This window comes from Nocardioides dongkuii (assembly GCF_014127485.1).
In the GTDB taxonomy this organism is placed as follows: domain Bacteria; phylum Actinomycetota; class Actinomycetes; order Propionibacteriales; family Nocardioidaceae; genus Nocardioides; species Nocardioides dongkuii.
In genome coordinates this window covers 1,169,520-1,183,874 of sequence record NZ_CP059903.1, presented here as the reverse complement: position 1 = coordinate 1,183,874, position 14,355 = coordinate 1,169,520, and the positions used below count along the sequence as shown (strand labels likewise).

12 protein-coding genes are annotated in these 14,355 nt (G+C 74.2%); 1 reads left to right on the top strand and 11 read right to left on the bottom strand.

Going from position 1 to position 14,355, the window contains the following annotated elements:
• Nucleotides 1-43: 43 nt before the first annotated feature.
• A complete protein-coding gene (locus tag H4O22_RS05735; protein ID WP_182526072.1) occupies nt 44-1,636 on the top strand; it encodes an MFS transporter in 1,593 nt (530 codons plus the stop codon).
• Nucleotides 1,637-1,658: 22 nt separating this feature from the next.
• Here the strand turns inward: H4O22_RS05735 and H4O22_RS05730 are convergent, their stop codons facing one another.
• The 11 genes from H4O22_RS05730 to H4O22_RS20725 form a co-directional block, all read right to left on the bottom strand.
• The gene (locus H4O22_RS05730; RefSeq protein WP_182526071.1) at nt 1,659-2,654 is read right to left on the bottom strand and encodes a methionine synthase; all 996 of its coding nucleotides are present in this window, start codon (nt 2,652-2,654) and stop codon (nt 1,659-1,661) included.
• 25 nt (nt 2,655-2,679) lie between these two features.
• Nucleotides 2,680-3,786, bottom strand: a complete 1,107-nt coding sequence (gene mnmA / locus H4O22_RS05725) for a tRNA 2-thiouridine(34) synthase MnmA (protein WP_220451298.1) — start codon at nt 3,784-3,786, stop codon at nt 2,680-2,682.
• Nucleotides 3,783-4,952: a cysteine desulfurase family protein gene (locus H4O22_RS05720; protein WP_182526070.1), complete on the bottom strand. Its 1,170-nt coding sequence runs from the start codon at nt 4,950-4,952 to the stop codon at nt 3,783-3,785. The genes mnmA and H4O22_RS05720 overlap by 4 nt, the downstream gene beginning before the upstream one ends.
• 46 nt (nt 4,953-4,998) lie before the next feature.
• Nucleotides 4,999-5,463, bottom strand: a complete 465-nt coding sequence (locus H4O22_RS05715) for an SRPBCC family protein (protein WP_182526069.1) — start codon at nt 5,461-5,463, stop codon at nt 4,999-5,001.
• Between the two features lie 39 nt (nt 5,464-5,502).
• A complete protein-coding gene (locus H4O22_RS05710) occupies nt 5,503-6,468 on the bottom strand; it encodes an endonuclease/exonuclease/phosphatase family protein (protein WP_182526068.1) in 966 nt (321 codons plus the stop codon).
• 78 nt (nt 6,469-6,546) lie between these two features.
• On the bottom strand, nt 6,547-7,125 hold the full coding sequence (locus H4O22_RS05705) for a DUF6801 domain-containing protein (protein WP_182526067.1): 579 nt from the start codon (nt 7,123-7,125) through the stop codon (nt 6,547-6,549).
• Between the two features lie 89 nt (nt 7,126-7,214).
• Nucleotides 7,215-8,330 (bottom strand): glutamate 5-kinase, encoded by a 1,116-nt coding sequence (proB, locus tag H4O22_RS05700; protein ID WP_182526066.1) that lies wholly within the window; start codon nt 8,328-8,330, stop codon nt 7,215-7,217.
• The gene (gene obgE / locus H4O22_RS05695) at nt 8,327-9,877 is read right to left on the bottom strand and encodes a GTPase ObgE (RefSeq protein ID WP_182526065.1); all 1,551 of its coding nucleotides are present in this window, start codon (nt 9,875-9,877) and stop codon (nt 8,327-8,329) included. Before obgE ends, proB begins: the two co-directional genes overlap by 4 nt.
• Nucleotides 9,878-9,964: 87 nt before the next feature.
• Entirely contained in the window at nt 9,965-10,219 is a 255-nt protein-coding gene (gene rpmA, locus H4O22_RS05690; RefSeq protein WP_182526064.1) for a 50S ribosomal protein L27, read from the bottom strand.
• A 35-nt stretch (nt 10,220-10,254) separates the two neighbouring features.
• Nucleotides 10,255-10,563, bottom strand: coding sequence for a 50S ribosomal protein L21 (gene rplU / locus H4O22_RS05685; RefSeq protein ID WP_182526063.1), 309 nt, complete (start codon nt 10,561-10,563; stop codon nt 10,255-10,257).
• 177 nt (nt 10,564-10,740) lie between these two features.
• Nucleotides 10,741-14,133 (bottom strand): Rne/Rng family ribonuclease, encoded by a 3,393-nt coding sequence (locus tag H4O22_RS20725; protein ID WP_182526062.1) that lies wholly within the window; start codon nt 14,131-14,133, stop codon nt 10,741-10,743.
• Nucleotides 14,134-14,355 lie beyond the last annotated feature (222 nt).

Here is a 14,355-nt window from a genome sequence, read left to right as displayed (position 1 = left end):
GACCCGTCCGGAGATCCCGGGCGCCGAGAGAAGGAACTCCCCCATGACCGACACCTCACGTGCCGAGGAGCAGGCCGCGCCCGGCGCCACCCGGCACCTCGGGTGGGCCCTGGTGCTCATCTCCGTGGCGCAGCTGATGGTCGTGCTCGACGGCACGATCGTGAACATCGCCCTGCCCTACATCAAGGACGACCTGAACATCTCCGACGCCAACCTCACCTGGGTGGTGACGGGGTACGCGCTGGCGTTCGGCAGCCTGCTGCTGCTCGGCGGCCGCCTCGGCGACCTCTACGGCCGCCGCAAGGTGTTCATGGCCGGCCTGATCGTCTTCGGCATCGCCTCCCTCCTCGGCGGCCTGGCCACCAACGAGGGCCTGCTGCTGGCGGCCCGGGGCCTCCAGGGCCTCGGCGCGGCGCTCGCCTCCCCCGCCGCCCTCGCGCTGATCACCACGACGTTCCCGGCGGGCCCGCAGCGCAACCGCGCCTTCGCCGTGTACGCCGCGATGTCCGGCGCCGGCGCGGCCGTCGGCCTGCTGCTCGGCGGCTGGCTGACCGGTCTCGACGGGGCCTTCGGGCTCGACGTCGACGGCTGGCGCCTCACGCTGCTCATCAACACCCCCATCGGGATCGTCACCGCGCTGCTCGCCCCGCGCTTCCTGGCCGAGTCCGAGTCGCACCCCGGTCAGCTCGACCTCCCCGGCGCCGTGACCGGCACCCTGGGCCTGCTGGGCATCGTCTACGGCTTCAGCCGTGCGGGTGAGGACGGCTGGAGCGACGGCCTCACCGTCGCCGCCCTCGCCGTCGGCGCGGTGCTGGTCGTGGCGTTCCTGCTGATCGAGCGGCGCGTCGCGCACCCGCTGCTGCCGTCGCGGGTCTTCCTGCACCGCACCCGGGCCGCCAGCTTCCTGGCGATGTTCCTCGCGCCGGCCGCGATGTTCGCGATGTTCTACTACCTCAGCCAGTACATCCAGGTGGTCATGGGCTACAGCCCCCTGGAGGCCGGCGTCGCGTTCCTGCCGTTCTGCTTCGGCATCGTGTTCGCGGCGGGCCTGGCCTCCAGCCTGATCAACCGGGTCGACCCGCGGTACCTCGCCGGGGTCGGGACGCTGCTCGCGGCCGGCGGCCTGTTCGGGTTCTCCCGCCTGCCCTACGACACCACCTTCCCCGTGACCCGGGTGACCGGCGACTACTGGACCGACCTGCTGCCCTTCATCCTGCTGATGTCCTTCGGCATGGGGATGGTCTTCGTCCCGCTCACGCTGACCGCGGTGCACCACCTGCGCGCCGAGGACTCCGGCATCGGCTCCGGCGTGCTCAACACCATGCAGCAGGTCGGTGGCGCGCTCGGCCTGGCGCTGCTCGCGACCCTGGCGACGCAGACGTTCAGCGACCGGGAGGCCGAGCTCACGGCCGCCGCGGAGAAGGCGGCCGCCGCCGGCGGTCCCCAGCCCTCCCCGGAGCAGGTCCAGGAGATGGCCATGACCACCTTCGGCCAGGTGTTCACCGAGGGCGCGACCAACGCGTTCCTGCTCGGGTCCGCGATGATGCTGGCCGCCTCGGTCGTGGTCTGGGCGTTCCTCAACGTCAAGCACACCGAGCTGGCCACCGACGGCCCGGAGGGCGTCCACGTCGGCTGACCCTCCCGCTGTCGGGCTGGGCTCAGCCCGACAGGCTCGCGGCGCTCGTCCTCACCAGGGCGAGCGCCGTGCGCGGGTACGCCGGGCTCGCGCCGGCCAGCCCGCACGCGGGGGTGAGCACCAGGTGCGTGCCGACCTCCGCCGGGTCCAGGCCGAGCATGTCCAGCCAGCGCAGCACCTTCTCGGTGACGTGCGCGTCGCTGGCGGGCGTGGCCGGGTCGGTGCCGGGCACCACGCCGAGGGCGACGGTGACGCCCGCCTCGAGCGCCTCGGCGAGCGGGTCGTGGTCGGCGGCGGTGAGCATCGCGAGGTCGACCGACAGCCCGCGCGCGCCGGCCCGTCGTAGGACCTCGAGCGGGACGCCGGGCGCGCACGAGTGCACCCACGGCTCCGCGCCGGCCTCGGCGATCGCCGCCAGCACCCACTCGAGGGCGGCGGAGGCCTGCGGCAGGTCGACGGTGCGGTGCCGGTGGAACCCAGACGCGGTCGGCACCGCGCCGGAGAGCACCGCGGGCAGCGCCGGCTCGTCGACCTGGACGACGAGCCGCTCCACGCCCGGCAGCCGCCGGCGTACGTCGCGCACGTGGTCGCGCAGCCCCTCGGCGAGCGCCTGGGCCAGCTCGCGCCGGGCACCGACGTCGGAGAGCACCTTGTCGCCGCGCGGCTTCTCGACCGTCGCGGCGAGGGTCCAGGGACCGGCCACCTGGATCTTGAACGCCCCGGTGTGGCCCTCGGCCAGCTCCTCGAGGCCGTCGAGGTCCTGGGCGAGCAGGCTGCGCGCCCGGCGGTGGTCGATGCCCGCGGCGTCGGTGAGCCGCCAGCCCGAGGGCTGCAGGTCGGCGCCGAGGTCGGCGACCACGGCGAGGGCGCGGCCGGTCATCGTGGCGGCCACCCCGCGTCCGGGCAGCTCCGGCAGGTGCGGCAGCTCCGGGAGCTCGCCGAGGACGACGCGCACCGCCTCGGCGTACGCGTGCTGGTCCTCGCCGGGCATCGAGCCGACGCCGGTGGCGGTGGTCATGCGTCTCCTTCGTGGGGTGCGGGCGTCACGCCGGCACCCGCTCGGTGGCGGCGACCGTGGCCGAGCCGACCACCCGCGTGCCGTCGTACACGACCGCGGCCTGCCCGGGGGCGATGCCGTACGCCGGGGCGTGCAGCTCGACGTCGACCTCCTCGCCCGTGACGGTCACCGTGGCCGGCAGCTCCTCGCCGTGCGCGCGCAGCTGGACCGTGCCGTGCAGGGTCGTGGGCACCGCGCCGCACCAGCGCGGGCGCACGCCGCGCAGCCGGGTCACCGCGAGCCGCTCGCGCGGGCCGACGGTGACGGTGCCGGCGACCGGCTCGATGTCGAGCACGAACCGGGGCTTCCCGTCGGGGGCGGGCCGGCCGATCCGCAGCCCCTTGCGCTGGCCGATGGTGAACCCGTAGGTGCCGTCGTGGCGGCCGAGCTCCTCGCCGGTCGCCTCGTCGAGGATCGCGCCGCCGTGGTTCGGGGCCCGGTCGCCGAGCTTCTCGCGCAGCCAGCCGGCGTTGTCGCCGTCGGCGACGAAGCAGATGTCGTGGCTGTCCGGCTTGTCCGCGACCAGCAGCCCGCGCCGCGCGGCCTCCTCGCGGACCGCCGGCTTGGTGGTGTCGCCGAGCGGGAAGAGCGAGTGCGCGAGCTGCTGCTGGTCGAGCACGCCCAGCACGTAGGACTGGTCCTTGCCGTGGTCGACCGCGCGGTGCAGCTCAGCCAGCCCGCCGTCCGCGGCCGGCCCGGGGCGCAGCTGGGCGTAGTGGCCGGTCGCGACCGCGTCGAACCCGAGCGCGAGCGCGCGCTCGAGGACCGCGGCGAACTTGATCTTCTCGTTGCAGCGCAGGCACGGGTTCGGCGTGCGGCCCGCGGCGTACTCGTCCATGAAGTCCTCGACCACGTCGGTGTGGAACCGCTCGGAGAGGTCCCAGACGTAGAACGGGATGCCGATGACGTCGGCCGCGCGGCGGGCGTCGTTGCTGTCCTCGATGGTGCAGCAGCCGCGGGCGCCGGAGCGGTACGACGCGGGGTTGCGCGAGAGCGCGAGGTGGATGCCGGTGACGTCGTGGCCGGCGTCGACGGCCCGGGCGGCCGCGACGGCCGAGTCGACACCGCCGGACATGGCGGCGAGGACCTTCACGGGCGGGCTGCCCGCGCTCGCTCGACGCAGGGCCCGATCGCCTCGACCAGCGCGGCGACGTCGGCGGCGGTCGAGGTGTGCCCGAGCGAGAACCGCAGCGAGCTGCGCGCCTCCTCCTCGCCGCGGCCCATGGCCAGCAGCACGTGGGAGGCCTGCGGGACGCCCGCCGAGCAGGCCGAGCCGGTGGAGCACTCGATGCCGCGGGCGTCGAGCAGCATCAGCAGCGAGTCGCCCTCGCAGCCGGGGAAGGAGAAGTGGGCGTTGCCCGGGAGGCGGTGCACCGGGTCGCCGTTGAGCACCGCGTCGGGGACGACCGCCAGCACGCCGCGCACCAGCTCGTCGCGCAGCGCGGCCACCCGGTCGGCGTGCTCGGCCTGCTGCTTGACCGCGAGCTCGACCGCGGCGGCGAAGCCGGCGATCGCCGGGGTGTCGAGGGTGCCGCTGCGGATGTCGCGCTCCTGGCCGCCGCCGTGGACCAGCGAGGTCACCTGCACCTCGCGGCGTACGACGAGCGCGCCGACGCCGTACGGCCCGCCGACCTTGTGGCCGGTCAGGGTGAGCGCGTCGACGCCGGAGCGGGCGAAGTCGACCGGGACCGCGCCGATCGCCTGCACGGCGTCGGTGTGCACCGGGATGCCGTGCGCGGCGGCCCGGGCGACGACCTCCTCGACGGGCTGCAGGCTGCCGACCTCGTTGTTGGCCCACATCACCGAGACCAGCGCGACCGACTCAGGGTCGCGCGCGATGCTCGCGGAGAGGGCGTCGAGGTCGAGGACGCCCCGGTCGTCCACGGGCAGCAGCTCCACCTCGGCGTCCTCGGTCTCCGCCAGCCAGTGCAGCGGGTCGAGGACGGCGTGGTGCTCGGCGGCGCTCGCGAGCACCCGGACCCGCCGCGGGTCGGCCTCGCGGCGCGACCAGTAGACGCCCTTGACGGCGAGGTTGTCGGCCTCGGTGCCGCCGGAGGTGAACACGACCTCGCCGGGGCGGCAGCCGAGCGCCTGCGCGATCGTCTCGCGGGACTCCTCCACCACCCGCCGCGCGTGCCGCCCGGAGGCGTGCAGCGAGCTCGGGTTGCCCACCTCGAGGAGGTGCTTCGTCAGCGCCTCGACCGCCGCGGGCACCATCGGCGTGGTGGCGGCGTGGTCGAGGTAGACGGTGGCGGGCATGGCGGCTCCCAGCGTACGGCGCCGCGCCCGCCGCTCCCGCATCTGGTCAGCCCGAGACCGCGGAGGCGAGGTTGCCGAGGGAGTGCTGCAGCTGGGTCTCGCTGACGAGCGGGAACCCGACCTTGTCGAGCAGGTCCTGGTCGGTCACCTTCGACCAGTCGTAGGTGAGCCGCACCTCGGTCGCGTCACTCCCCTGCGCCTGCAGCTCCCAGATCCACTCCCAACCCGGGGCCTCGGTGTCGGCGGGCGCGGTCTTCCACGCCAGCAGGTGCTGCGGGTCGTAGCCCGTGACGGTGTTGTCGGTCTGGTAGTCGCCGCCCATGTGGTCGCCGGTCATGTTCATCCGGAACACCTGCCCGGTGCCGGTGATCCGGTCGGTCTTCTCGTCGCTGACGACGAATCCCGATCCGTCGAGCTCGGTGTGCCGCTGAGGGTTGGACAGCACGTCGAACACGGCCGTCGAGGAGGCGTCGATCCTGCGGCTGACGGTGATGCTGGTGGCGGTGGTCATTGCTTCACCCTTGCTCGCGGGCCGGCATCTTTCAAACGCTCAGCCCGGGGAGACCTCGGCGACCAGGGCCCGGTGGTCGGCGCCGGGGATGTGGACGGTGCGGGTGGAGGCGGCCGTCCAGCCGTCGGGGACCAGCACGTGGTCGATCTGCACGAGCGGCGGGACCAGCCCGACGATCCCGGCGCCGTCGGCGGGCCAGGTGGGCTGCCAGCCCTCGCCGGCGAGCTCGGCGGCGTCGCGGTAGCCCGCGTCGAGGAACGCCCGCATCGGCCCGTGGTCCAGGGTCGCGTTGAAGTCGCCCAGCATCAGGTCGGGGCGGGTCGCCTCGGCCGCCTCGAGGAGGGCGGCCAGCTCGACCCGCCAGTCCTCGGGGTGCAGCGGGTACGCCGGGTGCACGACGAAGATCCGCAGCCCGTCGATCTCGACCGACCACGACCCCATCACGGTCGGCAGCCGCTCGACGTCCGTGATCGGCTCGCGGGCGAAGACCATCGTCCCGCGGACCCCGGTCGCCGCCGCCTCGCCGGCGCGGTGCGGGAACAGCTCGGTCAGCCCGGACCGCTCCATCGCGGCGAGCGTGCCCTCGCTCATCTCCTGGACCGCCAGGACGTCCACGTCGGCATCCGCCGCGGCCGCGACCAGGGCGGTGCCGTCGCCTTCGTCGCCGAGCATGTTGGCGCTCATCACCCGCAGCGGCGTGGAGCCGGACGCGGCGGCCGGGCCGCCGACGTACCACGGCGCGACCCAGGCCACGTGGGTCGCGAGACCGGCGGCCACGAGGACGGCGAGCACGGCCGGCGCGCGGCGGCCACGGCCGCCCGGACGCAGCAGGAGGGCGACCAGCACCAGCAGGCACGCGGCGTACAGCAGGACCCCCGCGGGGGTGAAGGAGACGGCCTTGATGACCAGGCCGTCGTCGCTGCCCGACAGCCGGGCCGCGGTCAGGGCGACCGCGGGGAGCGCCAGCAGGGCCACGACCGCCCAGAGCCCGACCCGCCACCGCACGAGGGCGAACCTAGTCGAGGGCACAAGAACGCCGGGTGGGCGGGGCGAGAGCCCCGCCCACCCGGCGTCGGGGTGGTGCTACTTGGTGACCTTGAGCGTGCCGAGCTTGGTCGGCTGGCCCTTGACCAGCGAGCACGGCGCCTCGTTCGTGAGCGGGTCGCCGTTCTGGGTGGTCGAGCTGAAGTCGAACTTCTTCGGGATCGAGATCGTGTAGCTGCCGGGCTTCTTGATCTTGAACGCCGCGGTGGTGCCCTTCGCGGTGATCTTCATCGGGCCGCTGGCGGGCACCTTCACGTCGGTGAACTTGACGCCCTTGACCGCGAACGAGGTCTTGCCGACCTTCGCCTTCACGCCGGTCGCCGAGCCGGACAGCTCCGTGACGCCGATGAAGCGGAGCGCGTCCGTGAGGCCCTGGGGCAGGACGACGACCATCGTGACCTTCTTCGAGCCGACGGTCTTGCCCTTCTTCACCTTCGCCGGCAGCTTCACCTTGGTGGTGACGGACAGGACCTGCGCGCCGAGAGCCTCGGTGTCGCAGCTGAAGTCGCTCTTCACGGAGGCGGCCTGGGCGGCCGGGGCCACCGAGACGAGCGCGCCCGCCGCGAGGGCGAAGCCGGCGCCGAGCGCCGCGATCCGGGTCTTCGTGGTCTGCTGCAAGATGTGATCCTCCTGATCATGGACGTGTCCTGCGACACATCTCTGCCTGCACCGTAGCGGCCGGTGCCGACAGTCATTGAGGAGGGGTCTCAGAGCAGCACGAGATCGTCGCGGTGCACGACCTCACGCTCGTACGCCGCCCCGAGCTCGCGCTTCAGGTCGCCGGTCGAGCGCCCCACGAGTGCCGGGACCTCGTCGGCGTCGAAGTTGACCAGGCCCCGCGCGACCGGGACGCCGTCGGGTCCCGCGAGGTCGACGGGGTCCCCGGCGTGGAAGGCGCCGGCGCACCCGGTGACGCCGGCGGCGAGCAGCGAGGCACGCCGTTCGACCACCGCGCGGACCGCCCCGGCGTCGAGGACCAGGGTGCCCTTCGGCTCGGTGGCGTGCGCGAGCCAGAGCAGCCGGGTGGGCCGGCGCTTGCCGGTGGCGTGGAAGAGGGTGCCGACGGGCTCCCCCGCCAGCGCCTCCCCCGCGCGCTCCGCGGCCGTGAGCACGACCGGGATCCCCGCGCCGGTCGCGATCCGGGCGGCCTCGACCTTGGTCTCCATCCCGCCGGTGCCGACGCCCGCGGCGCCGGCCCGGCCGATCTGCACCTCGGCCAGGTCCTCGGCGCCGTGCACGTCGCCGAGGCGTACGGCGCCGGGCGTGCGCGGGTCGGCGTCGTACAGGCCGTCGACGTCGGAGAGCAGGACCAGCAGGTCGGCGTGCACGAGGTGCGCGACCAGCGCCGCGAGCCGGTCGTTGTCGCCGAAGCGGATCTCCGAGGTCGCGACGGTGTCGTTCTCGTTGACGATCGGCAGCACGCCGAGCTCGAGGAGCTTGGCGAAGGTCTGGTGGGCGTTGCGGTAGTGCGCCCGCCGGGTGACGTCGTCGGCGGTCAGCAGCACCTGCCCGACGGTCACGCCGTGGCGCCTCAGCTCCTCGGTGTAGCGGTGCACGAGCAGCCCCTGCCCCACCGACGCCGCCGCCTGCTGGGCGGCCAGCCCGGTCGGCCGCTTGCGCAGCCCGAGCGGCGCGAGGCCGGCGGCGATGGCGCCCGAGGACACCAGGACGACCTCCGTCCCGCGGGCGCGCGCGGCGGCCAGCACGTCGACCAGCGCCTCGACCCGCCCGGGGTCGATCCCCCCGGCCGCGGTCGTCAGCGAGGAGGAGCCGACCTTGACGACGACGCGACGGGCGTCGGCGACCTCCGGGCGGAGGCTCACCTGGCCGTCCCGGGGTCGTCCTCGGCCCAGTCGGGGTCCTCGGCGGAGCCGATCTCGTAGGACATCGGTCCCACGCCGGAGCTGTTGGCGGCCTTGTCCAGCCGCCGCGCGACGTCGGCGCGGGTCTCGTTCTCGCCGCGGTCCTCCATGTGCTCCTGGATGTCGCGACGCCGGCCGTGGGCGGGCCGCTTCTCCTCGAAGCGCTGGTCCTCGCCGCGGCGGCCGAGCATCTCCGCGCCGGCCTCGATGCCGGGCTTGAAGTCGAAGACCACCGAGTTGTCGGGGTGGCCGATCAGCACGGTGTCGCCCTCGACGGCGCCCATCTTGACCAGCCGGATCTCCACGCCCATCCGGTTGAGCCGGTCCGCGAGGTACCCGACGGCCTCGTCGTTGCTGAAGTCGGTCTGCCGGACCCAGCGCTCCGGCTTGGTGCCGCGCACCCGCCACCCGTCGGTCTCCCGGGTGACGGTGAAGTCGTCGCCGCCGTCGGCGCTCGGCGGCCGCAGCACGATCCGGGTCGCCTCGACGACCTCCTTGTCGGCACGTGCCTGCGCGACCAGCTCGGCCATCGCGAACGTCAGCTCGCGGATGCCCTCGCCGGACGCGGCCGAGATCAGGAAGACCCGGTAGCCGCGCGCTCGCAGGTCGTCGGCGGTCATCTCGGCGATGTCCCGGCCGTCGGGCACGTCGACCTTGTTGAGCGCAACCAGGCGCTCGCGGTCCTCGAGCCCGCCGTACCGGGCCAGCTCGCGCTCCATCACCTCGAGGTCGTCGACCGGGTTGCGTCCCGGCTCGATCGTGGCGGTGTCGACGACGTGCAGCAGCGCCGCGCAGCGCTCGATGTGGCGCAGGAAGTCGTGGCCGAGACCGCGGCCCTCGCTGGCGCCCTCGATCAGGCCGGGGACGTCGGCGACGGTGAACGTCGTGTCGCCCGCCTTCACCACGCCCAGGTTCGGGACCAGGGTGGTGAACGGGTAGTCGGCGATCTTGGGCCGCGCGCGGGAGATCGCGGCGATCAGGCTGGACTTGCCCGCGCTCGGGTAGCCGACCAGACCGATGTCGGCGACCACCTTGAGCTCGAGGACGATCTCGATCTCCTCGCCGGGCTCGCCGAGCAGGGCGAAGCCGGGCGCCTTGCGCTTGGCCGAGGCCAGCGCGGCGTTGCCGAGGCCGCCGCGGCCGCCCTGGGCGATCACGATCTCGGTGCCCGGCCCGACCAGGTCGGCGAGCACCTCGCCGGAGCGCGTCTTCACGACGGTGCCGTCGGGGACGGGCAGCACCAGGTCGGCGCCGTGCGCGCCGTTGCGGTGGGCGCCGGCACCGTGGCCGCCGTTCTCCGCGGCGCGCTTCTTGCTGTGGTGGTAGTCGATGAGCGTGGTGACGTCGGGGTCGACGCGCAGGATGACCGACCCGCCCGGACCGCCGTTGCCGCCGTCGGGACCACCCAGCGGCTTGAACTTCTCGCGGTGGACCGAGGCCACGCCGTGACCGCCCCGGCCGGCGCTGATGTGCAGCGTCACCTCGTCGACGAAGGTGGGGACTGCCATGGTGGGTTCCTTGCTGTGGAAAATGGACGAAGGACGCCCCGGGAACGGGACGCCCTTCGGTACTGCAGGTGGGAGGTGAGCGTCAGCTCACACGCCCGGGACGATGTTGACGACCCGGCGCCCGCGACGGGTGCCGAACTCGACGGCCCCGGGGACCAGCGCGAAGAGCGTGTCGTCGCCGCCGCGGCCGACGCCGCTGCCCGGGTGGAAGTGGGTGCCGCGCTGGCGCACGATGATCTCACCGGCGTTGACCAGCTGGCCGCCGTAGCGCTTGACGCCCAGGCGCTGGCTGTTGGAGTCGCGCCCGTTCTTGGTGGACGCAGCGCCCTTCTTGTGTGCCATGAGTTCAGTCCTTCGTAGCAGCGTGAGCGGGAGGCTCAGAGGGAGATGTCGGTGACCTTGACCTGGGTGTACTTCTGGCGGTGGCCCTGGCGCTTCTTGTAACCGGTCTTGTTCTTGTACTTCTGGATGATGATCTTGGGGCCCTTGGTGGCGCCGAGCACCTCGACGGTCACCGACGCCTTGTCCAGGGCCGAGGCGTCGGAGGTGACCGTCTCGCCGTCGACGGCCAGGACGACGGGAAGGGTCAGCGTCTCGCCCACCCCGGTCGTGATCTTGTCGATCTCGATGACGTCGCCCACGGCAACCTTCTGCTGCTTGGCGCCAGCGCGCACGATCGCGTACACCGCGGTCTCCTTCGTCGGTCTCGTCTACTCGGGGTCTGGGGCTACGACCACCGCGCGCACAGCAGCGTGCCTGCGCGTCAGGTGGAGGGCCACTCAGAGACGGCGCGCGTCAGCGCACCGAAGATCAATAGTACGGATGGGGACCGGCCACAGCAATTCGGGGCCGGTCCCCTCCGGTCAGCGCTTGCGCGTGCCCTTCTTCTTCACCGGCACGTGCTCGATCGCGGGGCCGTCCTCGCCCTCGTCGGTCCCGTCCGGCCCGTCGGCGGTCGGCACGGTCGTCGTCGGGGTCTCGGCGGGCGGGCCCGCCGGGCGGCTCGCGGCGCGACCGCGGGTGCGGGTCACGACCTTGGGCGGCTCGGGAGGAGCCACCACCGCGGCGGCGACGGGCTCCGCGGTCACCGTCGGCTGCGCGACCACGACCGGCTGGACCACGCTGGTCCCGGCCGGCTGCCCGGCGGGGCGGCTGGCGCTCCGCCGGCGGGTGCGGGTGACGACCCGGGGGCCCTCCGGCTCAGCGGCGGGCGTCGGCTCGGGCGTCGGCTCGGGCGTCGGCTCGGGCGTCGGCTCCGCGGCGGGATCCGGCGTCTGCTCCACGGCGGGGCGGCTGCCGCTCCGCCGGCGGGTGCGGGTGACGACCCGGGGAGCCTCCGGCTCCGGGGCGGGAGTCGGCTCGGGCGTCGGCTCCGAGACCTGGTCCGCGGCGGGCTCGGCCGCCGGGGTGGGCTCCGGGGTGGACGGGGTGTCCGTGCCGGCCTCGAAGGCGTCCCAGGTGTCGTCGGTGTCGAGGGCATCGACTGCATCGACGGCATCGACGGCGTCCGTGTCGCCGTCGTCGCGGGGCTCGGGACGCGCCATCGCGGCGATGTCCTTGGGCGAGGGCAGCTTGGGTGCCCCGGCGCCGTTGCCGCCGCCGTTGCTCCCACCACCGCTGCCACCGCGCGCGTCGTCGTCGCCGCGACCGCGTCCGCGGCGCTTGCCGCCGCGTCCGCTGCTGCCGCCGCCGCGCATGTCGTCGTCGCGGGTGCTGGGCTCGACCGGCTGGTCCCGGATCACGACACCGCGGCCGTGGCAGTGCTCGCAGTTCTCGCCGAACGACTCGAGCAGGCCCGTGCCGATCCGCTTGCGGGTCATCTGCACGAGGCCGAGCGAGGTCACCTCGGCGACCTGGTGGCGGGTGCGGTCGCGGCCGAGGCACTCGACGAGCCGGCGCAGCACCAGGTCGCGGTTGGACTCCAGCACCATGTCGATGAAGTCGACGACGATGATGCCGCCGATGTCACGCAGCCGGAGCTGGCGCACGACCTCCTCGGCGGCCTCCAGGTTGTTCTTGGTGACCGTCTCCTCGAGGTTGCCGCCCGAGCCGGTGAACTTGCCGGTGTTGACGTCGACCACGGTCATCGCCTCGGTGCGGTCGATGACCAGCGAGCCGCCGGAGGGCAGCCAGACCTTGCGGTCGAGCGCCTTGGCGATCTGCTCCTCGACCCGGTGGACGGCGAAGACGTCCTTGCCGTTCTCGCCGGGAGTGAACCGCTCCAGCCGGTCCTGCAGGTCGGGCGCGACGTGCTGGACGTACTGCTGGACGGTCTCCCAGGCGTCGTCGCCCTGGATCACGAGCCGGGCGAAGTCCTCGGTGAACAGGTCGCGGACCACCTTGAGGGTCAGGTCCGGCTCGCCGTAGAGCAGCTGCGGGGCACCGCCCTTGCTCTTGGACTCGATGTCCTCCCAGCGGGCCTTGAGCCGCTCGACGTCGCGCGTCAGCTCGTCCTCGCTGGCGCCCTCGGCGGCCGTGCGGACGATGACGCCCGCGGTGTCCGGGACGATCTCCTTGAGCAGCGTCTTCAGCCGGGCGCGCTCGGTGTCCGGGAGCTTGCGGGAGATGCCGCTGGTGGTGCCGTCGGGCACGTAGACGAGGAACCGCCCGGCCAGGCTGACCTGGCTGGTGAGCCGGGCGCCCTTCTGGCCGATCGGGTCCTTGGTCACCTGGACCAGCACCGACTGCCCGGAGGACAGCACCGACTCGATCTTGCGGGGCTGGCCGTCCTTGTGGCCGAGCGCGGACCAGTTGACCTCGCCGGCGTACAGGACCGCGTTGCGACCCTTGCCGATGTCGATGAACGCCGCCTCCATGGAGGGCAGCACGTTCTGGACCCGGCCGAGGTAGACGTTGCCGATCAGCGAGGTCTGGGACTCGCGGGCGACGTAGTGCTCGACGAGGACCTTGTCCTCGAGCACGCCGATCTGGGTCAGGTCGTCACGCTGGCGGATCACCATGACCCGGTCGACGGCCTCGCGGCGGGCCAGGAACTCGGCCTCGCTGACGATCGGGGCCCGGCGCCGGCCGGCCTCGCGGCCGTCGCGGCGGCGCTGCTTCTTGGCCTCGAGGCGGGTGGAGCCGGCAATCGCGGTGATCTCGTCCTCGGCCGAGCGCGGCTTGCGGACCCGGGTGACGGTCTTCTCGGAGTCGTCGCCGCCCTCGCCGCCGTCGTCGCCCCCACGGCGGCGCCGGCGCCGGCGGCGGGAGGTGCCCTCGCCGGACGACTCCCCCTGGTCCTCGCCCCGCTCGCCGGAGTCCCCGGACGCCTGGTCCCCGGACGCCTGCTCGTCGCCCGACGCGGCTGCGTCACCGGCGTCGCTGGGCTCGCCGGACTCACGGGAGTCGCCGGAGTCACCGGCGTCGCTGGACTCGCCGGCGTCGCCGGACTCGCTCGCCTTGCCGCCTCCGCGGCGGCGGCGACCGCCGCGGCGACGGCGGCGGCGGCCACCGCCGGAGCCGTCGCGCTCGTCGTTGTCGTCGCTGTCGTCGTCGTCCTCGGACCCCGCGCCCTCCGGGGCCTCGGTGGCCTCGGTGGCCTCGGTCGCAGGCGCCTGCTCGCCCGGCGCCTCGGTCGTCGCGGCGGCCTCGGCGAGGATCGGGTTCCCGTCCTCGTCGAGCTCGACCTCGGCGTCGGCCGGCACCTCGGTGGCCACCGGGACCTCGGGCGCGGCGGTCTTCTTGGCCGCGGTCTTGCGGGTACGCCGGGCGCGGGCCGGGACCGGCTCGGGAGCCTGGAACAGCGGCGTGGTGACGGCGGGGGCGCTGGGGGCGCTGGGGGCGTCCGCCGGCGCGGCGGCCTCGGCCGGGGCCGCGGTCTCCGGAGCGGCGACGTCCGCCACGTCCGCGGCGGGGTCGGTGGCGGCCTCGGGAGCGGGCTCGGCGGTCTTCGCGGCCGCGGCCTTCTTCGTGGTCCGCTTCGCGGCGGTCTTCTTGGTCGCCGCGCGCTTGGCGGTCTTCTTGGCCGGCGGCGCCTCGGCGGCGGCGTCGGCTGCGTCGGCTGCTGCGTCGGTGGCGACGGCCGGTTCGGCCGCGGCAGCCGGCTCGGCCACGTCGCCGCCGAGCGGGAGCTCGGCGTCGGGGGCCGGCGTGGCGGCGGCCTTCTTCGTGGCCCGCTTCGCGGGGGCCTTCTTCGTCGCGGCCTTCTTGGTGGTCCGCTTCGCGGCCGCCTTCTTGGCGGGCGCCTCGGGGGCGCTCTCGGCGCCGCCCTCGGTGCCACTCTGCGTGGTGGTGTCGTCCTGCACGTCGTCGGGCATGTGCTGCTCCTCGGGCCCGGTCGGCGAGGCGGCCGGGTGGGTCGGACGCCGCGACCCGGGAACTCAGAGCCGTCGGCGCGAAGCCTGTCGGTGGCGGCGACCCTCTCCGCGGGTGCGTCGCCGGGTGTGGGGCGTCACCTGCCGCGGTCGCCGGGCTGGGGCGAGCCTGCTGTCACCGGGCTCACCTGGCCGCGTCGCGGTCTGGCGACGACCTGCACCCGC